The organism is Brevundimonas diminuta, assembly GCF_050310045.1.
Taxonomy (GTDB): domain Bacteria; phylum Pseudomonadota; class Alphaproteobacteria; order Caulobacterales; family Caulobacteraceae; genus Brevundimonas; species Brevundimonas diminuta_F.
In genome coordinates this window covers 1,306,071-1,332,525 of record NZ_CP190005.1, presented here as the reverse complement: position 1 = coordinate 1,332,525, position 26,455 = coordinate 1,306,071, and the positions used below count along the sequence as shown (strand labels likewise).

Genomic DNA, 26,455 nt, shown 5'->3' with positions numbered 1-26,455 from the left:
TGACACCACGTCGGCCATAGGCGCATAGTTCGTTTTCGCCTTCTCCTGCCAAACCGGACGCGTTATTGCCCCCCATGCCTACGCGATCGCTCTTCGCCACCCGAATTCATGAAGACAGCCTCGTCTCGTCACGCGGCTGGGCGGAGTTGCATGAAGAACTGCTCGACCTGTGCCTGGTCATGGCCGAGGAGGACGAAGCCGGGATCGAGTGGTGTCGCGCCAACCACTATCCGGGCTACACCTCCTACGGCTCGATCAACGACCTGCCGCAGCGGTTTCCCGAATTCGCCGCGCTGAAACGTCTATTGGACAAGCAGGCAGCGGCGTTTGCGAAGACCCTTCACTTCGATCTGGCCAAGAAGCTGCAGCTCGACAATCTGTGGGTCAATGTCCTGATGCCCGGCGGCGGCCACACCGGCCATATCCATCCGCACGCCGTGCTGTCCGGCACGATCTACATCCACATTCCCGACGGCGCCTCATCGTTGAAGATCGAAGATCCGCGCCTGGCCATGATGATGGCCCGCCCCGGACTGACCGCCGAGGCCGAAGAGGCGGAACAGCCCTTCGTCTATCTGAAGCCCGCGCCGGGCACGGTGCTGATGTGGGAAAGCTGGCTGCGTCACGAAGTGCCCGCCAACCGCGCCGCTGAGCAACGCATCTCGATCAGTTTCAACTACGCCTGATCATCGTATTTATGGGCGCGCCGCCCTTCCCTCGCCGCATTGCGCCCGAAACCTGCACCCAACGGCAAAGCTCCGGAGGGGAGAACAGGATGCGGATTTTCAACGCGACAGCGGCGGCGGCCATGTTCACGACAGGCGCCATGATGCTGGCAGGGTGCGGCGACAGGGCCGATGCGCAGGCGGCGTCCGCTACCGCCGCCCCTGTCTCCGACGGCGCCCCCTATGTGTTGCAGGGCACTCAGGTCTGGGGCGTGCCGGACCCCGTATCCGGTCGAAAATATCAGGTCTTCGTCAGCCTGCCCGCCGGCTATGAAGCCGAGCCGAACCGTCGATATCCGGTCCTCTATGTCACAGACGCCGACTACGCCTTCCCCATCATTCGCCAGATCGCACGCCGGGTGAATCTGGAAGGCCCGGTGGTGCAGGACTTCATTCTGGTCGGCCTGTCCTATGCCGAGGGCGACAGCGGCGCCGACAGCCGACGCCGGGACTACACCCCCACGCCGAACGGCCCGCGCAATTCCGCAGGATCGGTCCACGGCGGCGGCGCAGCCTATCAGGCCTATCTCAAGGCTGAGGTTCTGCCTTTCATCGAGCAGAAGTTCCGCGCCGATCCCGCGCAGCGCGTGTTGCTGGGGCATTCCTATGGCGGTCTGCTGGGCGCCCAGATCCTGTTCAGCGACCCGGCGATGTTCAGCGGCTATGTGCTGGGCAGTCCGTCGCTGTGGTATGACAAGCGCCACATTATCGGGGTCGAGGCCGACTATGCCCGCGCCCATGATGATCTGAAGGCGCAGGTCTTTATGTATGTCGGCGGCTATGAGGTTCCGGGCCCTGATCGCCGCAATACCAACGGCGCCAATCTGGTCGCCGACATGAAGACGCTGCAGGACAATCTGCTGTCGCGGAACTATCCGGGCCTGAAGGTCAGTTCGGTCGTGATGGAAGACGAGGATCACCTGACGGTCGCTCCGATCGGCTTCACCCGCGCACTGGAAGCGGTTTTACCCGCTCGCTGAAAACCGCCTCCGAAAAGCCGCGCCGATATCCGAAGATTTGCCCAAAGGCCCCAGGATCGCTACATCCCCGGGCGACTTCCCCATCCGCACTGAATCAAAGGCGCGACGCGACGCATGGCGCAGCAATATATTTTCCAGATGCAGGGTCTGACCAAGACCTTCCCCGGCGGCAAAAAGATCTTCGAGAACATCTGGCTGAGCTTCTACAACGACGCCAAGATCGGCGTCGTCGGGGTCAACGGCTCGGGTAAATCCACCCTGCTGAAGATCATGGCCGGTCTGGACAGCGAGTTCCAGGGCGAGGCCCGCGCCGCCGACGGCGTCAAGCGCGGCTATCTGGAACAGGAGCCCCACCTCGATCCGGCGCTGAACGTGCGCCAGAACGTCGAGGCCTGGTGCGAAGAGAAGCAGTGGGTCAACCGCTTCAACGAAGTCGCCGCCGAACTGGGCGAAAACTACACCGACGAACTGATGGAGGAGATGACCGCCCTTCAGGAGAAGATCGACGCCGGCGACGTCTGGGACATCGACAGCCGCATCGATCAGGCCATGGGCGCCCTGCGCTGCCCGCCCGACGACTGGGAAGTCACCAACCTGTCCGGCGGTGAAAAGCGCCGTGTGGCGCTAGCCCGTCTGCTCCTGTCGAAGCCCGACATGCTGCTGATGGACGAACCGACCAACCACCTGGACGCCGAATCCGTCGCCTGGCTGCAGCACCATCTGGAGAACTTCCCCGGCTGCGTCATCCTGGTGACCCACGACCGCTACTTCCTGGATCAGGTCACCAAGTGGACGCTGGAGCTGGACCGCGGCAAGGGCCATCCGCACGAGGGCAACTACTCCTCGTGGCTGGAAGCCAAGACCAAGCGCGTCGTGCAGGAACAGTCGGAATCCGAAGCCCGCCAGCGCGCCCTTACCCGCGAACTGGAATGGGTCCGCTCGGGCGCCAAAGCCCGTCAGGCCAAGTCCAAGGCCCGTCTGGCCGCCTATGAGAAGATGGTCGCCGAGCAGGAAAATTCGCGTCAGGCCCAGTCCTTCGCCGTCATCCAGATCCCGCCCGGCCCGCGGCTGGGCAACGTCGTGCTGGAAGTCGAGGGCCTGAAGAAGTCCTATGGCGACAAGGTCCTGTTCGACAACCTGACCTTCAAGCTGCCGCCCAACGGCATCGTCGGCGTCATCGGCCCCAACGGCGCCGGCAAGTCGACCATGTTCAAGCTGATCACCGGCCAGGAAACCCCTGACGGCGGCACCATCAAGGTCGGCGAAACGGTCAAGCTGGCCTATGTCGACCAGTCGCGCGACGACCTGAAGCCGGACGACACCATCTGGCAGGCCATCTCGGGCGGCACCGACATCATGATGGTCGGCAAGCGCGAGATTAACACCCGCGCCTATGTCGGCAGCTTCAACTTCAAGGGCGGCGACCAGCAGAAGAAGGTCGGCCAACTGTCGGGCGGTGAGCGCAACCGCGTCCACCTGGCCAAGACCCTGGCCACCGGCGGCAACCTGATCCTGCTCGACGAACCGACCAACGACCTGGACATCGAAACCCTGCAGAACCTCGAAGAGGCGCTGGAAGAGTTCGCCGGCTGCGCCGTGGTCATCAGCCACGACCGCTGGTTCCTGGACCGTCTGGCCACCCACATCCTGGCCTTCGAAGGCGACGGCCATGTGGAATGGTTCGAGGGCAACTTCGAAGCCTATGAACAGGACAAGATGCGCCGTCTGGGCGCGGACAGCATCATTCCCAAGCGCATCCAGCACCAGAAGTTCGGTCGCTGATCCACCTGCAGAACTGATCCTGAACGGCCCCTTCCGCATCGACGGAAGGGGCCGTTCGTCTTTTCGGGAGGCCGCCATGGCCCCACAACACCCATCCATCGACGAGGCCCTGATCCGCGACCTCGCCCCGCCCGCCCCTTTGACGACACGCCTTATGACGCGTGAAGAACTGGACGATCTGTGGCGCATCGAGCGGCGCGAACTGGTGCATGAAATCTATGTCGCCGACGCCGATGGCCGCCTGACCTTGACGCCGGCTTTCTACGATACGCTCGGCTGGCCGGAAGATGAGCTGGAAACGGAGCTGCCCATCCTGCGGTCGCATCTGGATCAGGGCGGCGTTGGCATCGGCGTTTACGACAATGGGCTTCTTGTCGGCGCCGCTGTCCTGGCGGGAACGGGCGTCACCGGCTATCCCGAACTGCGCCAACTGGTCTTCCTGCACGTCAGTCATGACTGGCGCGGACGCGGGATCGCCGCCGCCCTCTATCGTCTGTGTGCAGAGACCGGGCGGCGCATGGGGGCGTCGGGGCTCTATATCTCGGCCAGTTCGACGCGCCGGACCGTCGAGTTCTATCAGCATCTGGGCGCCGCCCCCACCGCGCGCCCTGATGAGGCCCTGTTGCGGCACGAACCTTATGACATCCACATGATCCACCGCTTCTTGTGACTGGCGCTGGCGGCAAACGCCGTTAGTCTGGGCGGCATGACCCAGCGTCCCGCCGTCCTGATCATGCAGCGGCATCTGGCCCCGCTGAGCGCTTTCCTGGAAAGCGCCTACGATGTCTATCGCTTCTGGGAAGGGCCGCCGATCGAGGCGGCAGCCGACATCCGCGCCCTGATCGTTGCGGGCGAGTTCGAACTGGATAAGGCTCTGATCGAGCGCCTGCCCCATCTGTCGCTGATCGCCTGTTTCACCGCCGGTTATGACGGCATCGACGTGGAGTGGTGTCGCGCACGCGGCCTGCCCGTCACCCATGCGCCCGGCGTGAACCACGAAGACGTGGCCGACCACGCCATCGGCCTGATCCTGGCCGCGCGCCGCCAGATCGCCGAGGGCGACCGCACCATCCGCGCGGGCGAGTGGAAACTGTCGACGCGCAGCATCACCACTTCGCTGAGCGGTCAGAGGCTGGGTATCGTCGGCCTTGGCCATATCGGGAAGGCCGTAGCGCGGCGGGCTGAGGTCATGCGGATGGCGGTCCGCTGGTGGGCGCCGCGCGCCAATGAGGCCGCCTGGCCGCGCGCCGACAGCCTGCTGGAGCTGGCGCGCGATTCGGACATTCTGGTCATCGCCTGCCGTGCGGACGACAGCAATCGGGGCCTGATCTCGGCCGAGGTGATTGAGGCGCTGGGGCCGTCCGGCCTGCTGGTCAATGTGGCGCGCGGACAGTTGGTCGATGAAGACGCCGTCATCGCCGCGCTGAAAGACGGCCGCCTTGGCGGCGCGGCGCTGGATGTCTTTGCCGAGGAACCGACCGACTCGGCGCGCTGGGCGGATACGCCCAACACCGTCCTGACGCCCCACACCGGCGGCGCAACGACCGAGGCGGTGCAGGGCATGTTGATGCTGCTGATGCAGAATTTATCCGCCCATTTCGCGGGCGAGCCCTTGAAAACGCCGGTCGAGGCGTAGGATTCGGCCTTCAGGGCCGTCTCGACCCCCATTCCTGACGCCGAAAGGATGAACCGTGCCTGCTTTTGGCCGATAGCAGCGTCCTGCGATCAGATTTTGCTTGCATAAGCGTATAAGGATATCCTTATACGACCTATGACGCTGACCGCTGACCAGACCGTTGAAGCCCTGCGCGCCGCCGGCGAACCGACCCGCCTGCGCGTCCTGTCCCTGCTGGCTGCGGAAGAGCTGTCCGTGATGGAGCTGTCGCGCGTTCTGGACCAGAGCCAGCCGCGTGTCTCGCGCCATCTGAAGCTGATGGCCGACGCTGGTCTGATCGAGCGATTTCCCGATGGCGCGCGTGTCTTCTACCGCCTGTCGCACGACGCCCTGTCGCGCCGATTGATCGACACCGTGCTGGACCTGCTGGACGACGGCGAGGGCGAGGCCGACCATCGCCGACTGGATGAGGTGCGCAAGGAGCGCGCCATCGACGCCGCCCGCTATTTCGAACAGATCGCGCCCCAGTGGGATCAGATGCGCAGCCTCTATGTCTGCGAAAGCGCGGTCGAGGCGGCGGTTGAGCGCGCGGCCGGGTCCGGCCCGTTCGAGCGCGTGGTCGATCTGGGCACCGGCTCTGGCCGGATGCTGACCCTGTTCGGCAAGAAGGCGAAGATGTCGGTCGGTCTCGACCTGTCGCAGAACATGCTGAACATCGCCCGCGCCAACGTATCCAAGGCCGGGCTGGACAAGGTCGAACTGCGCCACGGCGACATCTTCTCGACCCGCCTGCCGCATGAAAGCGCCGATCTGGTGATCGTCCATCAGGTGCTGCACTACCTGGCCGATCCCGCCGCCGCCGTGGCCGAGGCCGCGCGTCTGGTCATGCCGGGCGGCAAGCTGCTGATCGTCGACTTCGCGCCCCATAATTTCGAGCACCTGCGCGAGGCGCATCAGCACCGCCGTCTGGGCTTCCCGGACGCTGAGATTCGCGAATGGCTGACCGGGGCGGGCCTGACGCCCTCGGCCCCCATCGCCCTGCCGCCCGACACCGAAGGGCTGACAGTTCATATCTGGACCGGCGAGCGCGCCGCGAGCCCCGTCCGAAAGACCGCCTGATGGCCCCCTCGTCTCTCGCTGAAGCCCGCGCCCTCTTGCTATCGCCGCTGGGGCCGGTGGCGCGCGCCGGTTCGAACCGCAACGCCGTCAACGTCTCCTTCGAATTCTTCCCGCCCAAGTCGGATGCCGCCGAGGCCAATCTGTGGTCGGCGATCCGACGGCTTGAGCCGCTGAACCCAGCCTTCGTCTCCGTCACCTATGGCGCGGGCGGCTCGACGCGTGAGCGGACGCACCGCACGGTCCAGCGCATCATCAGCGAGACCACCCTGCGCCCCGCCGCCCACCTGACCTGCGTCGAGGCCAGCCGCGCCGAGGTCGATGAGGTCATCGAAGGCTATAAGGCCATCGGCGTCGATCACATCGTCGCCCTGCGCGGCGACCCGCCGGGCTCCGCAGGCATCGGCGGCGCCTATACGCCGCGCGCCGACGGCTACGCCAACGCCACCGAACTGACCGCCGCCCTCAGCCGCATCGGCGGGTTCGAGGTCACGGTCGGCGCCTATCCGGAAAAGCACCCGGAAAGCCCTTCCATCGACCACGACATCGAGGTGCTGAAGGCCAAGGTGGACGCAGGCGCCACGCGCGCCGTGACGCAGTTCTTCTTCGACATCGAGGCCTTCCTGCGCTTCCGCGACCGGGTGCGGGCGGCAGGCGTGACCATTCCCCTGATCCCCGGCGTCATGCCGGTGTCCAACTTCGCGGGTCTGAAGCGGATGACGGCGGCGTGCGGCGCGGCCCTGCCCGACTGGCTGGCGGGCCATTTCGACGGGCTGGACGACGACCCCGAGACGCGCAAGCTGCTGGCCGCCTCCATCGCCGCCGAGACCTGCGCCCGCCTGCAGGAAGAGGGCTTTTCGGACTTCCACTTCTACACCCTGAACCGGGCCGAGCTGGTCTATGCGATCTGTCGGGTTCTGGGCGTGCGTGAAACCAAGGCTGTTGCGTAGATGACTTCTCCCCTGAGCCGCGCTGAACGGATCGCCGCCCTGCACGCGGCGGCGAAAGAGCGCATTCTTGTGCTGGACGGCAGCTGGGGCGTGATGATCCAGCGCCGCGACCTGACGGAAGAGGACTTCCGTGGCGAACGCTTCTGCAATCACAGCCACCCTCAGAAGGGCAACAACGATCTGTTGATCCTGACGCGGCCAGACATCGTGGCAGAGCTGCACGATGTCTATTACGCCGCCGGGGCCGACATTTCGGAGACGAACACCTTCTCCTCGACCACCATCGCTCAGGCCGACTATGGGCTGGAAGACGCAGTTTATGACCTGAACTATGAAGGCGCCCGCATCGCGCGCGAAGTCGCCGACCGCTGGACCGAAAAGGAGCCGCACAAGCCCCGCTTCGTCGCCGGCGCCATCGGCCCGACCAACCGCACCCTGTCGCTGAGTCCCGACGTCAACGACCCCGGCTATCGCGCCGTCACCTATGACGAGGTGTATGAGGCCTACAAGCAGCAGGCGCGCGCCCTGCACCACGGCGGCGTCGACCTCTTCCTGATCGAGACGGTGTTCGACACACTGAACTGCAAGGCCGCGATCAAGGCGATCAAGGATCTGGAGGACGAGGGACTAGAGCCCCTGCCCCTGTGGATCTCGGGCACCATCACCGACCGTTCGGGCCGCACCCTCAGCGGCCAGACGGCCGAGGCCTTCTGGAACTCGATCCGCCACGCCAGGCCCTTCGCCGTCGGCTTCAACTGCGCCCTCGGCGCCGAGCTGATGCGGCCGCACATCGCCGAACTGAGCCGCGTCGCCGACACCCTCGTCAGCGCCTATCCCAACGCGGGCCTGCCCAACGCGATGGGCCAGTATGACGAACAACCGCACGAAACAGCCCACTTCCTCGAGGAATGGGCGCAGTCAGGTCTGGTCAACATCATCGGCGGTTGCTGCGGCACGACGCCGGAGCACATCAAGCACGTCGCCGAGGAGGTTGCGGGCGTGACACCTCGCGCCGTACCGGTGCGCCCCGTTGCCCTGCGCCTGTCAGGGCTGGAACCGTTTGAGCTGGTGTCGTGATGCGCCCTGTCTTCATCAACGTCGGCGAACGCACCAACGTCACCGGCTCGGCCAAGTTCAAGAAACTGATCGTCGATGGCGACTACACGGCCGCCCTGTCGGTCGCCCGCCAGCAGGTCGAGGCGGGCGCCCAGGTCATCGACGTCAACATGGACGAGGGCCTGCTGGACGGCCCCGTCGCCATGCGCACCTTCCTGAACCTGATCGCGGCCGAGCCGGACATCGCCCGCGTGCCGATCATGATCGACAGCTCCAAATGGGAGGTGATCGAGGCGGGCCTGAAGTGCGTTCAGGGCAAGCCGATCGTCAACTCGATCAGCATGAAGGAAGGCGAGGACGCCTTCCGCCACCACGCCGTCCAGTGCCTGCGTTACGGCGCCGCCGTGGTGGTCATGGCCTTTGACGAGGTGGGCCAGGCCGACACCGCCGCGCGCAAGATCGAAATTTGCACCCGCGCCTACAACATCCTGGTGAACGAGGTCGGCTTCCCGCCCGAGGACATCATCTTCGACCCCAACATCTTCGCCGTGGCGACGGGGATCGAGGAACACGACAACTACGCCGTGGACTTCATCGAGGCGACGCGGGTCATCAAGGCCACCCTGCCCCACGCCCGCGTGTCGGGCGGGGTGTCGAACGTCTCGTTCAGCTTCCGCGGCAATGAGCCGGTGCGCCGGGCGATCCACAGCGTCTTCCTGTACCACGCCATCAACGCCGGTCTGGACATGGGCATCGTCAATGCGGGCGACCTGCCCGTCTATGACGACATCGACGCCGAACTGCGCGAAGCCGTCGAGGATGTGATCCTGAACCGGCCGCAGCGGACGAACGTGTCCAACACCGAGCGACTGGTGGACATGGCGCCCCGCTACAAGGGCGAGAAGGGCGCGGCCAAGGTCGTGGACCTGTCGTGGCGTCAGGCGACGGTCGCCAGGCGCATCGAACACGCCCTCGTCCACGGCATCACCGACTATATCGTTGAGGATACGGAGGAAGCCCGTCAGGCGTCGGAACGCCCGCTGCACGTCATCGAAGGCCCCCTGATGGACGGCATGAACGTGGTCGGCGACCTGTTCGGCTCAGGGCGGATGTTCCTGCCGCAGGTGGTGAAGTCGGCGCGGGTTATGAAGCAGGCCGTGGCCCACCTCGAACCCTTCATGGAGGCCGAAAAAGCCGGTCAGGAGCGGCAGGCTGCAGGCAAGATCCTGATGGCCACGGTCAAGGGCGACGTCCATGATATCGGCAAGAACATCGTCGGCGTCGTGCTGCAGTGTAACAACTATGAGGTGGTCGATCTGGGCGTCATGGTCCCGGCGGACCGCATTCTGGACGCCGCCATCGAGCACAAGGTCGACATCGTCGGCCTGTCGGGCCTGATCACGCCGTCGCTGGACGAAATGACCTTCGTCGCCGCCGAGATGGAGCGGCGCGGCTTCGACATTCCGCTGTTGATCGGGGGAGCCACGACCAGCCGCACCCATACGGCAGTGAAGATCGAGCCGAAGTATCACAAGGGCTCGACCACCTACGTCATCGACGCCAGCCGCGCTGTCAGCGTGGTGTCGGGCCTGCTGTCCCCGACCGACAAGGCGAAGAACGAGCAGGCGACCCGCGACGAATACGTCCGCATCCGCGAGCAATACGCCCGTGGGCAGGAGGTGAAGGCGCGCGCCAGCCTGCAACAGGCGCGCGACAACCGCTGGCGGCCCGATGCGGCGCAGGCCCCTGCCCCGGCGCCGTCCTTCCTCGGCGTGCGCGCCTATGACGCCTGGGACCTGCAGGATCTGGCCGACCACATCGACTGGACGCCCTTCTTCGCCAGCTGGGAGCTGATCGGCCGCTATCCGCTGATCCTTGAGGACGAGATCGTCGGCGAGGCGGCGCGCGACCTGTTCCGCGACGCGCAGGCCATGCTGAAGCGCATCGTCGAAGAGAAGTGGTTCACGGCGAAGGGCGTCGTCGGCTTCTGGCCCGCCAATGCGCGCGGCGACGACGTGGTGGTCTGGACCGACGAGAGCCGCACCGAGGAGGCCGCCCGCTTCCACGGCCTGCGCCAGCAGATCAAGAAGTCCAACGGCAAGCCGAACCTGTGCCTGTCCGACTTCGTGGCGGAAGACGGCGCCGACTATCTGGGCGCCTTCGCCGTCACCGCCGGGCACGGCGAGCTGGAAAAGGCCGCCGAGTTCAAGGCGGCGGGCGACGACTATTCCGCCATCATGGCCACTGCACTGGCCGACCGTCTGGCCGAGGCCTTCGCCGAGCGGCTGCACAAGGTAGTGCGCACCCAGCTATGGGGCTATGCCTCGGACGAACAGACCTCGGTGCAGGATCTGATCGAAGAGAAATATCAGGGCATCCGCCCCGCGCCCGGCTATCCGGCCCAGCCCGACCACACGGAAAAGGCGACCCTGTTCCGCCTGCTGGACGCAGGAACCAATGCCGGAATGGAACTCACGGAATCCTTCGCCATGACCCCGCCCGCCTCGGTCAGCGGCCTCTATTTTGGCCACCCCGGCAGTCACTACTTCGGCGTCGGCAAGATCGACCGCGACCAGATCGAGGATTACGCCGCTCGCAAGGGCTGGGATGCTGAAACCGCCGAGCGCTGGCTGTCGCCGATTTTAAATTATGATCCACAAGCTCTGGCCCGCGACAGCGCAGCCTAAGGCGGTATGGACAAAGGGTTTCCCCAATCAGGATGAGAGATTTAAGGCCGTTCTTTGCGGAGAGCGACGTTGGTTCGGGTTAGCGACGTAGTGCCCAGCTGGCGTGCTTCGCCAGCACTCGATTGTCACCTAGCAGACAACTAAAAAGCCTGTTCTTTTCGAGATCACGAAACGTGTAAGCGACAGGATCGAACGGCTGGCGGTTCACGCGGTTGACCTTGTTGGGGATCACTGGAGTCGTGCCGCGTTTGCAACGCAATGGATCAACATCAGATATTGTCCGCTTTCGCGTTGGCTTCTCGACCAAGACCGATCTTTGCCGCCACGCTCCAGCCCTCCGTATAATGTTGCTTTCCGGCCTGTCAGACCTCGCCTTCGTTGCGGATGCGGCCCATGCCGATCAGGGCCAGGACCGTCAGCAATGCGGCGACCGTCAGATAGGCGCCGACCGCCTGAAGTCCGTAATGGCCCGCCAGCCATGTTGCGGCATAGGGCGCCAGTGACGCGCCGAGGATGCCCGCCAGATTGAAAGTCATCGACGCGCCGGTATAGCGCACGCTCGTCGGGAACGGCCGCGCCAGCGCCGCGCCCAGCGGGCCGTAAGTGCAACCCATCAGGCTGAAGCCGATGATGAAGAAGGCCACAACACCCGCCATGCCGCCGCTGCCGAACAGGGGCGCTAGGATCAGCCCGAACAGGGCGATGGCGACTGAAGTCACCAGTAGTGTCCGCCCCTGCCCCCACCTGTCCGCCGCCAGAGCCGCCAGCGGGATGAACAGGCCGAAGAAGCAGACGCCCAGCAACTGGATCGGCAGGAACTGCTCGCGCGTATAGCCCATGCTGGTCGTGCCCCAGCCCAGGGCGAAGACGGTCATCAGATAGAACAAAACGAAGGTCGCCAGCCCGGCCAGCGTTCCGGTCAGCAAGGCGAACTTGTGATGCGCTACAAGCGTCAGCGCCGGCGCCTGCACGCGCTCGGCGCGGTCGATGGCGCGTTTGAACTCGGGCGTCTCGGTGATCTTCAGCCGCATCCAAAGGCCGACGATGACCAAAAGCGAACTGGCGATGAAGGGAATGCGCCAGCCCCAGGCCATGAACTGATCCTCGCTCATCACCTGTCCCAGCAGGATGAAGCTTAGGGTCGACAGGATGAAGCCGATCGGCGCGCCCAACTGCGGGAACATGCCGAACCACGCCTTCTTGCCCGGCGGCGCATTCTCCGTCGCCAGCAGGACTGCCCCGCCCCACTCGCCGCCAAGGCCTAGTCCCTGACCGAACCGACACAGGGCCAGCAGCAGGGGCGCGATCATCCCGACCGAATGCCATGTCGGCAGCAGGCCGATGGCGATGGTCGACAGGCCCATGGTCATCAGGGCCGCCACCAGCGTCGCCTTGCGCCCCACCCGATCGCCGAAGTGGCCGAAGACGACAGCGCCGATCGGCCGCTCGAAGAAGGCAATGGAGAAGGTGGCGAAGGAGGCCAGCATGGCCGTCATCCGGTCTCCGCCGGGGAAGAACAGGTCTGGAAAGACCAGCACCGCCGCCGTGGCGTAGATGTAGAAGTCGTAGAACTCGATCGTCGTGCCGATCAGGCTGGCGAACAGAACGCGCCGCTTGGACGCAGAAGATGGTGGAACGGCTGCGTCGGTCACACGAGGTCCTTACGATTACGTCCCGATCATTCTGCGCTCGCCCACAGGCGTCAAGAAAAGGATCAGGTTCCGCGCGGCTTGGCCCGACTGGTCGGGGCCGCACTGGCCGGGTCTTCCGGCCAGGGGTGACGCGGATAGCGGCCGCGCATCTCGCTGCGGACCGCCGCCCACGACCCGGCCCAGAACCCCGGCAGGTCTTTCGTCACCTGCACCGGCCGTCGCGCGGGCGACAGCAGAAATAGCGTCAAAGGAACGCGGCCGCCGCCAACCGTGGGATGAGCCTTCACCCCGAACAGTTCCTGCACACGGATTTCGACACGCGGCCCGCCCTCGGCGCCGTAGTCGATGCCCGCACTGCCCAGCGGCGTGGTCAGGCGTGTCGGCGCCAGATCATCCAGCCTGCGCTGCATATCCCATGGGATCAGACCCCGCAGAGCTTCAGCCAGCTTGCCATCGCTGATGTCCGCCAGCGACCGCGCGCCGTCCAGCAGCGGCCATAGCCAGTCCTCGCGCGCCCCCAGCAGGCCATCATCCGAAACATCAGGCCAGCCCTCATCCAGTCCGCGCAGAAAAGCCAGACGCGCCCGCAGCGCGCCCGCCTGCTCGCCCCATTTCAGGGCGCAGAGGCCGCCCGCTTCAATCTCAGACTTCAGCGCCGCCGTCATGGTCGCCCGGTCCGGCGCGCCGACGACCTTCTCACCCAGCACAATCGCGCCGATACGCCGAATGCGGCGGATCACGGGCTTGCCGGAAGGCTCACGCGTCAGCCGATCCTCAACCTCGATCAGATGCGCCAGATCGGTTTCCAGCGTTGTCGCATCCAGCGCCGCCGCCAAACGGATACGGTCGCGCGCATCGCCGCCGCCCAACTCCGCCACGGCCAGCCAGGGCGCGCGCGCCAGATGATCCGTCGGCTCGATGAAGGCGCCGCGCCCCGAGGCCAGCAGCACCTCGCCCGGCTTGCCCTTGGCGCGGGCGATGCGTTCGGGGAAGGCTTCAGCCAGCAACAGGCCAGCGTCCGCCTCGCCGTCCCGCCCGCCGCCTGCGGCGCGCGCCCAGCGTTCGGCCAGTTTCATGGCGTCGCGGGCGCGTGGCGAACGATCCCGCTCCAGCCCCTTCAATCGATCTTGCAGGTCCACGCCGTTACCGCCCAGACCCGGTTCGCTCAGCACCGCCGCGATCTTCGCGCCTTCAAGGGCGTCGCCCTGATCCGAAGCGACGGCGACCATGTGCGCCAGTCGCGGCGCCAGCGGAATACGGGTCAATCGTCGACCATGCGGCGTCAGATCGCCCTTGCCGTCCAGCGCGCCCAGCCGGGTCAGCACCTTGCGCGCCTCGGCCATCGCCCCGGCGGGCGGCGGGTCCAGCAGGGCCAGACCATCGACCGACTTCGCGCCCCACCGCGCCAGATCAAGGGCGAAGGCGGTCAGGTCCGCCTCCTGAATCTCGGGCCGTTGATGGGCGACCAGACCGCGCGTCTGTTCCTCGTCCCACAGGCGGTAGCAGACGCCGGGTTCGACACGACCTGCGCGCCCCCGGCGCTGCTCCGCCGACGACCTGCTGACCTTGACCGTCGCCAGTCGGGTCAGGCCGCTGGACGGCTCGAACCGCGGCACGCGCGACAGGCCGCCGTCGATGACCACGCGCACGCCCTCAATGGTCAGACTGGTTTCAGCCACAGAGGTCGCCAGCACGACCTTGCGGCGCCCCGGCGCGGCGGGCTCGATGGCGCGGTCCTGCTCGCCCTTGTCCAGCGCGCCATACAGGGCGACGACATCGACAGCCGGATCGCGCAGTCGTTCGTTCAGCCGCTGGACCGTGCGGTGGATCTCGCCCTGCCCCGGCAGGAAGACGAGAATGGAGCCTGTCTCGTCGTGCAGGGCCTGCATGACAGCCTTGGCCGCCGCGTCCTCGAACCGCTCTACAGGGTTGCGGCCCAGATAACGGGTTTCGACCGGGAACATCCGCCCCTCGGCCTCGATGACGGGCGCGTCTTCCAGCAGGCGCGACACCCCGGCGATGTCGAGCGTCGCCGACATGACCAGCAGGCGCAGGTCGTCGCGCAGCACCGACTGGCTCTCACGAGCAAGCGCCAGCCCGAGGTCTGCGTCGAGACTGCGTTCGTGAAACTCGTCGAACAGGACGGCGCCGACGCCTTCCAACCCCGGATCGTCCAGAATCATGCGCGTGAAGACGCCCTCTGTGACGACCTCGATTCGGGTATCCGGGCCGATCCGGCTCTGTAGTCGGGTGCGATATCCGACAGTTCCGCCCGCTTTCTGGCCCAGTGAAGCAGCCATACGGTCGGCTGCGGCGCGCGCGGCCAGTCGTCGCGGCTCCAGAACCAGCACCTTGCCGTCGCCCAGCCACGGCTGATCCAGCAGGGCCAGAGGCACGACCGTGGTCTTGCCCGCGCCCGGCGGGGCGGCCAGAACCACGGCGCGGCTTTGGGCCAGCGCAGCTTTCAACGGTTCCAGAACAGCGTGAATCGGCAGCATGAACGGGCTGTAGCGCCTTCGGCACGGGTCACGAAAGCGTCGTCGGCGCGTCATCCATCGTAAACCGCGTTGCGCGAACGGCCTCAGATGGCTAGCGTCCACGCCCAAGAAGGTGACCCGGGAGGGGTCGTCGCATAAGTTTGGGGGCGCAACTGCATGTCTGCAGATGGCGTAAAGCCAGCCGGAAACCGGCTATTTCTTAAAAAATCCATCGCCCAGATTCAGAAAGAAGCCGCCAAAAGCGAGCTGAAACGGACCCTCGGTCCGATGAATCTGATGAGCCTGGGCATCGGCGCCATCATCGGCGCCGGTATCTTCGTTCTGACCGGTCAGGTGGCCTCGGCCCATGCCGGTCCGGCCATCATGTTCTCGTTCGTCATCGCCGGCATCGCCTGCGGTCTGGCGGGCCTCTGCTATGCGGAACTGGCCTCGACCATGCCGGTGTCGGGTTCAGCCTACACCTATGCCTATGGCACCCTGGGCGAGATCTTCGCCTGGATCATGGGCTGGCTGCTGGTGCTGGAATATGGCGTCGCGGCCTCGACCGTGGCGGTCGGCTGGTCCGGCTATGTGGTGTCGATCCTGAATGATTTCGGGTTAAGCGCCAGTCTGTTCCCGACAATAAGTTACCCCGGCGGCGAAGGGCCTCAGTGGGCCACCCCGCTGATCCAGTACGTCGCCTCGGGCGCCGATGCGGGCTTCCCGCTGACGGGCACCTTCAACCTGGTCGCGGCCGTCGGCATCGCCGCCGTGTGCGGCCTGCTGGTGCTGGGCGTGTCGGAATCGGCGAACATCAACAACGCCATCGTCGTCATCAAGATCATCGTCCTGCTGACCTTCATCGCCGTGGGTCTGCAGTACATCAACCCGGCCAACTGGGATCCGCTGATCCCGCCGCAGGGCGACACCTGGGACCAGTTCGGTGTGGGCGGCATCTTCCGCGGCGCCTCGATCATCTTCTTCGCCTATGTCGGTTTTGAAGCGGTTTCGACCGCCGCCGCCGAGGCCAAGAACCCGTCCAAGGATGTCCCGATCGGCATTCTGGGCGCCCTGTTCGTCTGCACCCTGATCTACATGGTCGTGGCCGCCGTCATGACCGGCGTCGTGCCCTATCTGGAGCTGGCCTCGCCCGCCCCGATCGCCGTCGCCATCGACCGCATGGGTCTGGAATGGGCCAATGTCCCGCTGGCCGGCGCGCCGAGCGGACAGCTGAACCTGATCGCCTTCCTGATCAAGATCGGCGCCATCACCGGCCTGTCCTCGGTCATGCTGGTGCTGTGCTACGGCCAGACGCGCATCTTCTACACCATGGCCCGCGACGGCCTGCTGCCGAAGGCCTTCGCCGTGGTGCACCCGAAGTTCCGCACCCCGTGGATCGGCACCATCCTGCTGGGCATCGTCATCGCCATCGCGGCGTCGTTCCTGCCCATCTCGATCCTGGGCGACCTGGTGTCGCTGGGCACGGCGACGGCCTTCGCCATCGTCTGCCTGTCGGTCATCGTTCTGCGCATCAAGCACCCGGAGATGGAACGCCCGTTCCGCGTGCCGGGCGGCATGGTCACGGCGGTGCTGGGCATCCTGGCCTGCCTGACGCTGGCCTCGTTCAACTTCGTGCCGATGGTCCAGCACGCCCTCAACGACAACCCGCTGCCGCTGACCATCCTCGGCGTCTACGCCGTGGTCGGCGCGCTGATCTACGGCCTGTACGGTTTCGCTCACTCGAAGCTGGCCAGGGGCATCGACATCACCGAGGACACGACGCTGGAAACAGCGGCCGACGCCCTGGGTCACGGCGTCGACAACAAGAAGGACTGACCCCGGTCAGTCCAACGGCCTCAAGCAGCGCCAGGCGCGGCTGGCCAATCAAGAAGAAAGGCCCCGGATCGCTCCGGGGCCTTTTTTTTCATGGCGTCGCAGGATTGCCGAAACCGTCGCGCTCGCCTACAGCCTCAAGCAGACCTATGCGGATGTGGCGGAACTGGTAGACGCACCAGATTTAGGTTCTGGCGCCGCGAGGCGTGGAGGTTCGAGTCCTCTCATCCGCACCAGGTTTCATTCCCTCAAAAGTTCAGCCAGCACCGCCGGGATCCCCTGCGGCAGGTCTTCGGCGATCAAACCCGCTCCAAACCGTCGCGCTGCTTCGGAATGCATCCACACCGCCGCCCGTGCGGCGTCAAAGCTGTCCATGTGCTGGGCGACCAGGCCGCCGATCAGTCCCGCCAGAACATCGCCGCTGCCCGCTGTGGCCAGCCAGGGCGAGCCTTCCTCATTGACCGTCAGGCGGTCGTCCGGGGCCGCGACGACCGTCGCCGCGCCCTTCAGCACCACGACTGCGCCAGCACGCCGTGCAGCCTCCTGTGCGGCCTTCTCACGACCCAACGAGGTCAGCAGGCCCGGAAAAAGCCGCTCGAACTCGCCCTCATGCGGCGTCAGCACATCGTCACGGTCCAGACCGGCGAACAACTGTTCCGGCCGGTCGCGGAACAGGGTCAGGGCGTCGGCGTCGATCACCAGCGCCGCGCCGGTGCGGGTCAGGGCCGCCAGATTCAACGCCGTGGCTTCGTTCAGTCCGGCTGCCGGACCAATCACCACGGCATCCATCGGCTCGGCCAGCGTCTGAAGCTGATCCGGCGTCGAGAAAGCCGCCAGCATCACCGCCTCCAGCGCAGGGGCCAGAACCGGCGCCGCATCTGGCGGACAGAAGACTTTGACCAGACCGGCTCCGACCCTCAAACCCGCTCTAGCCGACAGCCGCGCCGCGCCGGTGGACAGCGCATCGCCCGAGATGACGCCCAGGCGGCCGCGCGTGTGTTTATGAGTATGAGGCCCCGGTTTTGGGAGCATGTGACGCCACTCTGAGGAGCTGTTACCGAACTTCATGTGGATTTCCGTTCACGGATGGCCTCTGAGCGCGAAAATCGCTTGCCAAATTGTGCGATGCAATGTCCCTTTAGCGCCCGAGCGTCGGACCAAACAAGGAGCCGGCTCGGGACCCGCCATGAAGAAGATTGAAGCCGTCATCAAGCCCTTCAAGCTGGATGAAGTTAAGGATGCGCTCCAGGACATCGGGGTGCAGGGCATGACCGTGCTGGAGGCCAAGGGATACGGCCGCCAGAAGGGCCATTCGGAACTCTATCGCGGCGCCGAGTACGTCATCGACTTCCTGCCCAAGATCAAGATCGAAGTCGTGGTGGCCGATGATCTGGCCCCTGCGGTGGTCGAGACGATCCAGAACGCCGCCCGCACCGGCAAGATCGGGGATGGCAAAATCTTCATCACAAACCTTGAAGACGTCATCCGCATCCGCACGGGCGAAACCGGCCCTCAAGCCATCTAGACCAACGGCCGCCTCTCGGGGCGGCCGATTTCATTTTTCCAGTAACAGGACCTCCCCCAATGAGCGCCGCCCAAAAGATTCTGCAGGAGATCAAGGACAAGGATGTCCAGTACGTCGATCTGCGCTTCACCGACACGCGCGGACGCGTCCACCATGTGACCTTCGACATCGGCATGGTCGATGAAGATTTCCTGGAAGACGGCACCATGTTCGACGGCTCGTCGATCGCGGGCTGGAAGGCCATCAATGAGTCCGACATGCTGCTGAAGCCGGACCTGTCGAGCGCCTTCATCGACCCCTTCTACCAGCAGACGACGCTGTTCCTGTTCTGCGACGTGCTGAACCCGGACACGGCCGAGCCCTACAACCGCGACAGCCGCTCCATGGCCAAGAAGGCTCTGGCCTATGTGCAGTCGTCGGGCGTGGGCGACACCGTCTTCTTCGGCCCGGAAGCCGAGTTCTTCATCTTTGACGACGTGCGCTGGAACACCGCGCCGCACGACACGCGCTACAGCTTCGACTCCACCGAACTGCCTGCCAATACGGGCGCGGAATACGCCGAGGGCAATCTGGGCCACCGCCCGGCGACCAAGGGCGGCTACTTCCCGGTCAACCCGGTCGACTCGGGTCAGGACCTGCGCGGCGAGATGCTGGCGGTCATGAGAGACCTGGGTCTTGAGCCTGAAAAGCACCACCACGAAGTCGCCCCGGCGCAGCACGAACTGGGCCTGAAGTTCAGCGACCTGCTGACCATGGCCGACCGGATGCAGCTGTATAAGTATGTGATCCACAACGTGGCCCACGCCTATGGCAAGTCGGCGACCTTCATGGCCAAGCCGATGTTCGGCGACAACGGCTCGGGCATGCACGTCCACATGTCGATCTGGAAGGACGGCAAGCCCCAGTTCGCCGGCGACCAGTACGCCGGCCTGTCGCAGGAGTGCCTGTGGTACATCGGCGGCGTCATCAAGCACGCCAAGGCCATCAACGCCTTCGCCAACTCGACCACCAACTCCTACAAGCGTCTGGTGCCGGGCTATGAGGCGCCGGTGAAGCTGGCCTATTCCGCCAGCAACCGTTCGGCCTCGATCCGCATCCCGCACGTCACCTCGCCCAAGGCCAAGCGTCTGGAAGCCCGCTTCCCCGACCCGATGGGCAACCCCTATCTGACGTTCGTGGCCCTGCTGATGGCGGGTCTGGACGGTATCGAGAACCGCATCGATCCGGGCGCGGCCGCTGACAAGAACCTGTACGACCTGCCGCCCGAAGAGCGCGGCTCGATCCCGGAAGTCGCCGGTTCGCTGAAGGAGGCACTGGACGCTCTGGACGCCGACCGCGCCTTCCTCAAGAAGGGCGGCGTCATGGATGACGACTTCATCGACGCCTACATCACGCTGAAACAGGAAGAAGTCGCCCGGCTGCAACTGCATCCACACCCGGTCGAGTTCGACATGTATTACAGCTGCTGATCCGCGGATCGGCCAGATAAAGAAAGCCCCGGACGGTTCGCCGTCCGGGGCTTTTTTTCATCAGGATGGGCTGAGCGTTTCAGCCCTGATCGTAGCGCTCGACCGCCTTGACCAGCGCGTCGATGTCATTGGCGCACAGCAACGGGCGCAGGGCTTCGAACTTCTCTTCCGGCCAGCCATAGACGTCGAGCGCCAGCAGAGCCTCGATCACGGCGTCGGGGAAGCGCTTGCGGATCGGTACGGCTGGATTACCTGCGACGATGGCATACGGGGCCACATCCTTGGTGACGATAGCGCCGGACGCCACCACAGCCCCCTCTCCGATCGTGACGCCCGGCATGACCATGGCCCGCATCCCGATCCAGGCGCCGTCCTTGATGACGGTGTCACCCTTGCCCTGATAGGCGTCCAGAATGACCTCGGCGAAGGGATAGAGGCTGAACCAGTCCGTGCGGTGCGTGTGGTTGCCGCCCAGCAGGATCACCGCCTCTGCGCCGATGCAGACACAGTCGCCGATGTGCAGTTGGTCGATATACCACTGCGGCTCCCAGGCGTTCAGGCTGTAGGGGTCGCCATACAGATAGCGGACGACGCTTTCCTCGAACGAACCGGTCCATGCGTTGCTGTAATAGCTGCGCTGTCCCTTGATATGGATGTTCGGGTTGGCGACCGTCTCGTGGAGCAGTTCAACCTTGGACCAGTGCCGGTCCGGGGCGGGGTGAGACATGAAATATCCTCAAGATGCTGAAACAGCGCCCGGATCGCCTCACCACTCCCGACAGGATCAGACCGTCAGCTCATCGGCTTTGTCGGCCTTCTTTCGACGCAGTTCGATGATGCGGACGCACCAGATGGAGACCTCGTAGAGCAGGACCATCGGCACGGCCAGCATCAACTGGCTGATCGGATCAGGCGGCGTCACCACGGCGGCGACCACGACCACGGCCACAATGGCGTAGCGACGCCCCTTGGCCATCAGTTCGCTGTTGATCAGGCCGGCCAGCCCCAGCAGCGTCATGACGACCGGCAGCTGGAAACACAGACCGAAGGCGAGGATCAGCGCCGTCACCAGATTGAGGTAATCCGACACCTTGGGCAGCAGCTCAGCGGCCACATTCTCCCCGATGATCTGCTGGCTCAATGAGAACCACATCACGAAGGGCAGCATGACGTAATAGACCAGCGCCGCCCCCAGCAGGAACAACACAGGCGCCGCGATCAGGAACGGCAGGAAGGCGCCCTTCTCATTACGATACAGGCCCGGCGCGACGAAGCGGTAAAGTTGCCAGGCCAACACCGGGAAGGCCACGATGACAGCGCCCAGCCCGGCCAGCTTCATCTTGGTGAACAGGATTTCCAGCGGCGCCGTATAGATCAGGCGCACGCTGTGCTGATCGACCTCCGGCACCGGGATCAGACCCGCCGTGCCCAGGATCAGATTGAAGGGCGACACATGGCCATGCGCGCCCACCGACTGGTGAAAGGCGGCGGACACCACATAGGGCTTCACCAGAAACAGATAGAGCGTCTCTGAAAAGGCGAAGCAGCCGATGAAGGCGATAACGAAGGCGACCACGCAGATCATCAGTCGCGAACGCAGCTCGATCAGGTGATCCATCAGGGGCGCGCGCGAGGCCTCGATGTCGGCTTCGTCACGGTCGTCGCGGCTCATAGATCGACCTTCTTGGTGCGCGTCGTCTTGGGACGCGGCGTCGCCTTGGCGCCGTTGGAATCAGCAGACTTGGCCGATTTCGGCTTTGGCGAGGCCGCCGTCTCCTCAACCTTGGCCGCGGGCTTCTTCGCGCGCGGCTTGGCTGCAGCCTTTTTAGGCGCAGGCTTTTCAGGCGCGATTTGGGCCGCAGTCTCATCCGGCCATTCATCGACGCCCGTCGCAACAGTTTGCGCCTCGGCCGAGGCGTCCCCAGCAACAGCAGGCGCGGGCACAGCGGCCGGAGCGTCCAGCGGCGCCTCAAGCTCCTTGCGGATATCCTTGAAGGCTTCGTCCGCATCGGCGCCGAGGGCGTACATCCCCTGCCCTGTTCTCAGAGCCTCGACTTCCTTGCGGAGTTCATCCAGTTCGGACTGGCGCGCCATCTCGTCGAAGCTGGCGCGGAATTCGTTGGCCATGGCGCGCGCCTTGCCGACGAATTGCCCAACCTTGCGCATAAGCACAGGCAGGTCCTTGGGCCCTACGACGAGCAGGGCCACAATACCGATGACAAGGATTTCGAACCCGCCGATGCCGGGGCCAAGACCACCCATGGTTCAGCGTCTTCCGGCGAAAGTCAGCGGTTCAGTTCTTCTTTTTCGGCCTCGGTGCGCGGCAGGGCGCCCGGCGCATCCTTGCCCTTGGAGTCCGTGTCGTCCTTCAGGCCGTCCTTGAAGGCGCGGATACCCTTGGCCGCGTCGCCCATGATGCCCGACAGCTTTCCGCGGCCGCCGAACAGGACCAGCACGACGACGACGACAATGGCCCAGTGCCAGATGCTCATGGAGCCCATGGCGATACCTCCTCAAGGGGCGGCCGCGCCCCGACGCGCCGCACCGACTGATTGTTGTGCGTCATATAGGCTGAGTGATGGCGATGCGCCAAGGGAGGCTGTAGGCATCGCGACCATGAATCCCAACGATCACGTCATCATCCACACCGACGGCGCCTGCAAAGGCAACCCCGGCCCCGGCGGCTGGGGCGCGATCCTGCAGACGCGCGGCGGTCACGAAAAGGAACTCTGGGGCGGCGAAGGCATGACGACCAACAACCGCATGGAGCTGATGGGCGCCATCATGGCGCTGGAGGCGCTGAAACGTCCCTGCCGCGTCGACCTGCACACCGACAGCAAATACGTGATGCAGGGCGTGACCGAGTGGATTCGCGGCTGGAAGGCCCGGGGCTGGAAAACCGCCGACAAGAAGCCGGTCAAGAACGAAGACCTGTGGCGGCGGCTGGACGACGCCCGCAACCGCCACGACGTCAAATGGCACTGGGTCAAGGGCCACGCAGGACACGCCCTGAACGAGCGCGCCGACCAACTGGCCAATCGCGGCGTGGATGAGGTGCGGGGCCGCTGACCCCCGCCCCGCCGTGCATCACCGCTTCAGATCGAGCGCACCTTCAACAGGGGGCCGGATACCGATTCGACGATCACGCTTTCGCCCGCCAGCGGCGAGGCGCCGTCGATGACCGCAGGCCATTCCGAGCCTGAGATAAAGACCCGGCCCCGGCCGCCGCTGAACGCCTCGACCACGCGGGCCTGTTCGCCAATCAGTCGCGAATCGCGGTCGTTGATATCGGGCTGTTCCTTGGGGTTCACCCGCTTGACCAGTCGGCGCGAAAGCACGGTTGAAACAATCGTCAGGGCGGCGAAGATTCCCAGTTCGACCGGCAGACCCATACGTGGCGCCAGCGCCGTCAGCAGAGCCGTCAGACCCGCCGAAACCGCCGGCCACAACAGCCACTCGGTCGAAGCCGTGGCCTCTATCCCCAGCAGGACGACGCCAACCGCCAGCCATAGCCAGAAGGGCTGCGCGGCATGGAGCGAGACGATCCAGTCCATGCCCTACTCCGTCGTCGGCACTGAGCCGCCTGAGCGGCGCGATTGGGCGCGCGGCGCGGCCTGCCGTGCGTCGGTGCGGCTTTGCTGTTGCTCCTTGGCCAGACCGACCAGTTCTCCGACCCCGGCGATGGTGCCGACCAGGGCGCCCATTTCCGAGGGCACGATGACCGTCTTCTGCTGCGGGCTGCGGGCCAGTTCGGCGAAGGCCTCCACATACTTCTGGGCCACGAAGTAGTTGATCGCGTTGACGTCGCCGCGGGCGATCGCCTCGGACACCATGGCGGTGGCCTTGGCCTCGGCCTCGGCTTCACGCTCACGCGCCTCGGCGTCACGGAAGGCCGCTTCGCGGCGGCCTTCGGCCTCAAGAATCGCAGCCTGCTTGGCGCCTTCGGCGCGAGCGATGGCGGCCTGCTTCTCACCATCCGCCTCGGTGATGACAGCACGGCGTTCGCGCTCGGCCTTCATCTGACGGGCCATGGCGTTGGTGATGTCGACCGGCGGCGTCAGGTCCTTGATCTCAATGCGGTTGGCCTTGATGCCCCACGGCTCGGTCGCGGCGTCGATGACGTGCAACAGGCGCGTGTTGATGGCGTCGCGCTGCGACAGCACCTCGTCCAGCTCCATCGAGCCGACCACGGTCCGCAGATTGGTCATGCACAACTGTGCGATGGCGTATGGCAGGTTATCGACGCGATAGGCGGCGCGCGCCGCATCCATCACCTGAATGAAGACGATGCCGTCGACCTTCACCATGGCGTTGTCCTTGGTGATGACTTCCTGCGTCGGAACGTCGAGCACCTGCTCCATCATGTTCATGCGGCGGCCGATCCGCTCCACGAACGGGGTCAGGATGTGGATGCCCGGCGTCAGGGTCTTGGTGTATTTACCGAACCGTTCCACCGTGAATTCACGGCCTTGCGGCACGATCTTGATCACGCTGAACAGGAAGATGAGCGCGAAGATCGCGAACACCACAAAGAACATCAGCGAAAAATTCATAGGGCTCTCCAGTCCATTACCGCAGCTTAACCGCCGCAGGGGCCCTGCGCTACAGAATCCGGTTCTGAAAGGATGACATCACCGTCAGCCATGCGCCGCGCCATGCGAATAATCCGGCGCGTCTCTTGCCAATCGACCATGGCCAGGGCCGTTTCCAGCGGAAAGAATCCTGCCTCGGACGCATCATCGCCAGCGACCGCTTCTCCAGCAATCCAGCGCGCCGCATAGTCGATCAGGACATAGTGCTTCCCCGCCTCGAGAAAGAGGCCGTCCACCACGTCGATCAGGCCGATCAGTTCGGCCTCTACGCCTGTTTCCTCGCGCAGTTCGCGCAGGGCGGCGACGGCCAGTCGCTCACCGGGCTCCAGACGCCCGCCCGGCAGGCTCCACTCGCCCACGCGCGGCGGCGTGCCGCGACGGATCAGCAGGACTTCGTCGCCTTTCAGGCACACCACGCCCACAGCCGGTGTCGGAATCATGTTTTGCCCCCAAATTGACCGCCAGAAGGCATGGTTTTGCGCTTCCACCACGGGCTGCCTTTTGCCACAAGGCCGATATGACCCTCCCGACGCCAGAATCCCTCGCTGAACTGAAGGCCGCCCTGCCCGGCGCCTGGACGCAAGACGCCGCCGAGATGGCGCCGTGGCTGACCGAATGGCGCGGTCGCTGGACCGGCGAGACGCCGCTGCTGCTGCAACCGCGCACGACCGAAGACGTCGCCCGCGCCATCGAGATCTGCGCCCGTCACGGCGTGGCCGTGGTGACGCAGGGCGGCGGCACCGGACTGGTCGGCGGCCAGATTCCCTATGGCGAAGTTCTGCTGTCCACGCGCAAGCTGCGGACCGTGCGCGACGTGACGCCGCTGGATGACGCCATGACGGTCGAAGCGGGCGTGACCCTGCTGGAGGCGCAGGAACTGGCCAAGGAGAAGGACCGCTTCTTCCCCCTCAGCCTTGCGGCCGAGGGTTCGGCCACCATCGGCGGGGTGATCTCGACCAATGCAGGCGGCACGGCGGTTCTGCGTTACGGCATGATGCGCGACCTGGTGCTGGGCATCGAGGCGGTCATGCCCGACGGTCAGGTGTTCAATGGCCTGAAGCGCCTGCGCAAGGACAACACCGGCTATGACCTGAAGCAGATGTTCATCGGCGCCGAAGGCACGCTGGGCGTCATCACGGCGGCGACGCTGAAGCTGTTTCCCATCATGCGCAGCCGCGCCACCGCCATCGTCGGCCTGGAAAGCCACCACGACGCCGTCGTGCTGCTGGCACGCGCCAAGGCCGAGACGGGCGGCGGGGTCGAGGCGTTCGAGCTGATGAAGCGGCTGGGCATGAGTCTGGTGCTGAAGAACATTCCCGACACGCGCGAACCGCTGGAATCGACGCCGCCCTGGTATGTGCTGATAGAACTGACCTCGGGCGAGCCGAACGGCGCCGAGGCGGCGATGGAGCGCCTGCTGACGGCCGCCTTCGAGGAAGGCCTGATCGTCGACGCCGCCATCGCTCAGAACGACGCCCAGAAGGCTGAATTCTGGCGCCTGCGCGAGGAGCATTCCGCCGCTCTCAAACCGGAAGGCGGCGGCTGGAAGCACGACGTTTCGGTTCCCGTCTCACGAATCGCGGACTTCATCGACGAGGCGACGGCGGCCGTCGAGAAATTCCATCCGGGTTGCCGCGTGTCGGTCTTCGGCCACGTCGGCGACGGTAATCTTCACTATGATGTGATCCCCGGCGTGGGCGAGGACGTGCCCGCCTTCATCGCACGCTGGATGGAAGGGTCCGAGATCATCCACGATGTGGTCGCCCGTTATGAAGGCTCGATTTCGGCTGAACACGGTCTGGGGCGGCTGAAAACCGACGAGGCCCGCCGCTACAAATCACCGCTTGAGATCGCCACCATGCAGGCGATCCGCCAGGCCATCGACCCCCAGCGGATCATGAACCCGGCGGTCCTCTTCTGAGGACTTGCGACCGTATGTGACGTTTCAGGCGGTTCAAAACGTCATGGAAGCGGCCTATGAGGCCCGCTCTTGAGA

General features: G+C 65.1%; 24 protein-coding genes and 1 tRNA gene. 15 read left to right on the top strand and 10 right to left on the bottom strand.

Features of this window, described 5'->3' with window-relative positions:
* The first annotated feature begins 74 nt into the window (after positions 1-74).
* The 9 genes from ACORJG_RS06475 to metH all read left to right on the top strand — a co-directional run bounded on the left by ACORJG_RS06475 (position 75) and on the right by metH (position 10,911).
* Complete coding sequence (locus tag ACORJG_RS06475; protein ID WP_427792530.1) at positions 75-686, top strand: TIGR02466 family protein; 612 nt, start codon at positions 75-77, stop codon at positions 684-686.
* A gap of 89 nt (positions 687-775) precedes the next feature.
* Positions 776-1,705, top strand: a complete 930-nt coding sequence (locus tag ACORJG_RS06470; RefSeq protein ID WP_427792528.1) for an alpha/beta hydrolase — start codon at positions 776-778, stop codon at positions 1,703-1,705.
* A 114-nt stretch (positions 1,706-1,819) separates the two neighbouring features.
* Positions 1,820-3,487: an energy-dependent translational throttle protein EttA gene (gene ettA, locus ACORJG_RS06465; RefSeq protein WP_427792526.1), complete on the top strand. Its 1,668-nt coding sequence runs from the start codon at positions 1,820-1,822 to the stop codon at positions 3,485-3,487.
* Between the two features lie 76 nt (positions 3,488-3,563).
* A complete protein-coding gene (locus tag ACORJG_RS06460) occupies positions 3,564-4,157 on the top strand; it encodes a GNAT family N-acetyltransferase (RefSeq protein WP_427792524.1) in 594 nt (197 codons plus the stop codon).
* A 36-nt stretch (positions 4,158-4,193) separates the two neighbouring features.
* Complete coding sequence (locus ACORJG_RS06455) at positions 4,194-5,123, top strand: 2-hydroxyacid dehydrogenase (RefSeq protein ID WP_427792523.1); 930 nt, start codon at positions 4,194-4,196, stop codon at positions 5,121-5,123.
* Between the two features lie 135 nt (positions 5,124-5,258).
* Positions 5,259-6,221, top strand: coding sequence for an ArsR/SmtB family transcription factor (locus tag ACORJG_RS06450; protein WP_427792521.1), 963 nt, complete (start codon positions 5,259-5,261; stop codon positions 6,219-6,221).
* Positions 6,221-7,168 (top strand): methylenetetrahydrofolate reductase [NAD(P)H], encoded by a 948-nt coding sequence (gene metF / locus ACORJG_RS06445; RefSeq protein WP_427792519.1) that lies wholly within the window; start codon positions 6,221-6,223, stop codon positions 7,166-7,168. Before ACORJG_RS06450 ends, metF begins: the two co-directional genes overlap by 1 nt.
* Complete coding sequence (locus ACORJG_RS06440; RefSeq protein ID WP_427792518.1) at positions 7,169-8,245, top strand: homocysteine S-methyltransferase family protein; 1,077 nt, start codon at positions 7,169-7,171, stop codon at positions 8,243-8,245. It begins immediately after the preceding gene.
* The gene (gene metH, locus ACORJG_RS06435) at positions 8,245-10,911 is read left to right on the top strand and encodes a methionine synthase (RefSeq protein WP_427792984.1); all 2,667 of its coding nucleotides are present in this window, start codon (positions 8,245-8,247) and stop codon (positions 10,909-10,911) included. The genes ACORJG_RS06440 and metH overlap by 1 nt, the downstream gene beginning before the upstream one ends.
* Before the next feature lie 362 nt (positions 10,912-11,273).
* Here the strand turns inward: metH and ACORJG_RS06430 are convergent, their stop codons facing one another.
* Positions 11,274-12,563, bottom strand: coding sequence for an MFS transporter (locus ACORJG_RS06430; RefSeq protein WP_427792516.1), 1,290 nt, complete (start codon positions 12,561-12,563; stop codon positions 11,274-11,276).
* Between the two features lie 62 nt (positions 12,564-12,625).
* On the bottom strand, positions 12,626-15,061 hold the full coding sequence (gene hrpB / locus ACORJG_RS06425) for an ATP-dependent helicase HrpB (RefSeq protein ID WP_427792514.1): 2,436 nt from the start codon (positions 15,059-15,061) through the stop codon (positions 12,626-12,628).
* Between the two features lie 156 nt (positions 15,062-15,217).
* Between hrpB and ACORJG_RS06420 the strand changes: the two genes are divergently transcribed.
* Both ACORJG_RS06420 and ACORJG_RS06415 read left to right on the top strand, forming a co-directional pair.
* Positions 15,218-16,876: an amino acid permease gene (locus tag ACORJG_RS06420; protein WP_427792512.1), complete on the top strand. Its 1,659-nt coding sequence runs from the start codon at positions 15,218-15,220 to the stop codon at positions 16,874-16,876.
* A gap of 148 nt (positions 16,877-17,024) precedes the next feature.
* A tRNA-Leu gene (locus ACORJG_RS06415) sits at positions 17,025-17,109 on the top strand.
* A gap of 4 nt (positions 17,110-17,113) precedes the next feature.
* Here ACORJG_RS06415 and ACORJG_RS06410 read toward each other — a convergent pair.
* Positions 17,114-17,905 carry an NAD(P)H-hydrate dehydratase gene (locus ACORJG_RS06410; protein ID WP_427792510.1) on the bottom strand — a complete coding sequence of 264 codons (792 nt, stop codon included), beginning with the start codon at positions 17,903-17,905 and terminating at the stop codon, positions 17,114-17,116.
* Positions 17,906-18,059: 154 nt separating this feature from the next.
* On the opposite strand from ACORJG_RS06410, the gene ACORJG_RS06405 reads away from it, so the two are divergent.
* Positions 18,060-18,398, top strand: coding sequence for a P-II family nitrogen regulator (locus ACORJG_RS06405; RefSeq protein ID WP_346529815.1), 339 nt, complete (start codon positions 18,060-18,062; stop codon positions 18,396-18,398).
* A 59-nt stretch (positions 18,399-18,457) separates the two neighbouring features.
* Positions 18,458-19,867 (top strand): type I glutamate--ammonia ligase, encoded by a 1,410-nt coding sequence (glnA, locus tag ACORJG_RS06400; protein ID WP_427792508.1) that lies wholly within the window; start codon positions 18,458-18,460, stop codon positions 19,865-19,867.
* A gap of 79 nt (positions 19,868-19,946) precedes the next feature.
* Here the strand turns inward: glnA and ACORJG_RS06395 are convergent, their stop codons facing one another.
* The 4 genes from ACORJG_RS06395 to ACORJG_RS06380 are packed head-to-tail and all read right to left on the bottom strand — an operon-like array spanning position 19,947 to position 22,368.
* The gene (locus tag ACORJG_RS06395) at positions 19,947-20,594 is read right to left on the bottom strand and encodes a CatB-related O-acetyltransferase (protein ID WP_427792506.1); all 648 of its coding nucleotides are present in this window, start codon (positions 20,592-20,594) and stop codon (positions 19,947-19,949) included.
* A gap of 57 nt (positions 20,595-20,651) precedes the next feature.
* Positions 20,652-21,539, bottom strand: a complete 888-nt coding sequence (gene tatC / locus ACORJG_RS06390; RefSeq protein WP_427792504.1) for a twin-arginine translocase subunit TatC — start codon at positions 21,537-21,539, stop codon at positions 20,652-20,654.
* Positions 21,536-22,129, bottom strand: a complete 594-nt coding sequence (gene tatB / locus ACORJG_RS06385) for a Sec-independent protein translocase protein TatB (RefSeq protein WP_427792502.1) — start codon at positions 22,127-22,129, stop codon at positions 21,536-21,538. The genes tatC and tatB overlap by 4 nt, the downstream gene beginning before the upstream one ends.
* A 23-nt stretch (positions 22,130-22,152) precedes the next feature.
* The gene (locus ACORJG_RS06380; protein ID WP_427792500.1) at positions 22,153-22,368 is read right to left on the bottom strand and encodes a twin-arginine translocase TatA/TatE family subunit; all 216 of its coding nucleotides are present in this window, start codon (positions 22,366-22,368) and stop codon (positions 22,153-22,155) included.
* 115 nt (positions 22,369-22,483) lie between these two features.
* On the opposite strand from ACORJG_RS06380, the gene rnhA reads away from it, so the two are divergent.
* Complete coding sequence (gene rnhA / locus ACORJG_RS06375) at positions 22,484-22,936, top strand: ribonuclease HI (protein ID WP_427792498.1); 453 nt, start codon at positions 22,484-22,486, stop codon at positions 22,934-22,936.
* A gap of 26 nt (positions 22,937-22,962) precedes the next feature.
* Here rnhA and ACORJG_RS06370 read toward each other — a convergent pair whose 3' ends face one another.
* From ACORJG_RS06370 to ACORJG_RS06360, 3 genes are read right to left on the bottom strand one after another with little or no spacing between them, the layout of a single operon-like run.
* On the bottom strand, positions 22,963-23,421 hold the full coding sequence (locus ACORJG_RS06370; protein WP_427792497.1) for an NfeD family protein: 459 nt from the start codon (positions 23,419-23,421) through the stop codon (positions 22,963-22,965).
* Positions 23,422-23,424: 3 nt separating this feature from the next.
* Positions 23,425-24,405: an SPFH domain-containing protein gene (locus tag ACORJG_RS06365; protein WP_427792983.1), complete on the bottom strand. Its 981-nt coding sequence runs from the start codon at positions 24,403-24,405 to the stop codon at positions 23,425-23,427.
* Between the two features lie 41 nt (positions 24,406-24,446).
* Entirely contained in the window at positions 24,447-24,899 is a 453-nt protein-coding gene (locus ACORJG_RS06360; RefSeq protein WP_427792496.1) for an NUDIX hydrolase, read from the bottom strand.
* Positions 24,900-24,976: 77 nt separating this feature from the next.
* Here ACORJG_RS06360 and ACORJG_RS06355 point away from each other — a divergent pair, with 77 nt between their 5' ends.
* Positions 24,977-26,380, top strand: coding sequence for an FAD-binding oxidoreductase (locus tag ACORJG_RS06355; protein ID WP_427792495.1), 1,404 nt, complete (start codon positions 24,977-24,979; stop codon positions 26,378-26,380).
* Positions 26,381-26,455 lie beyond the last annotated feature (75 nt).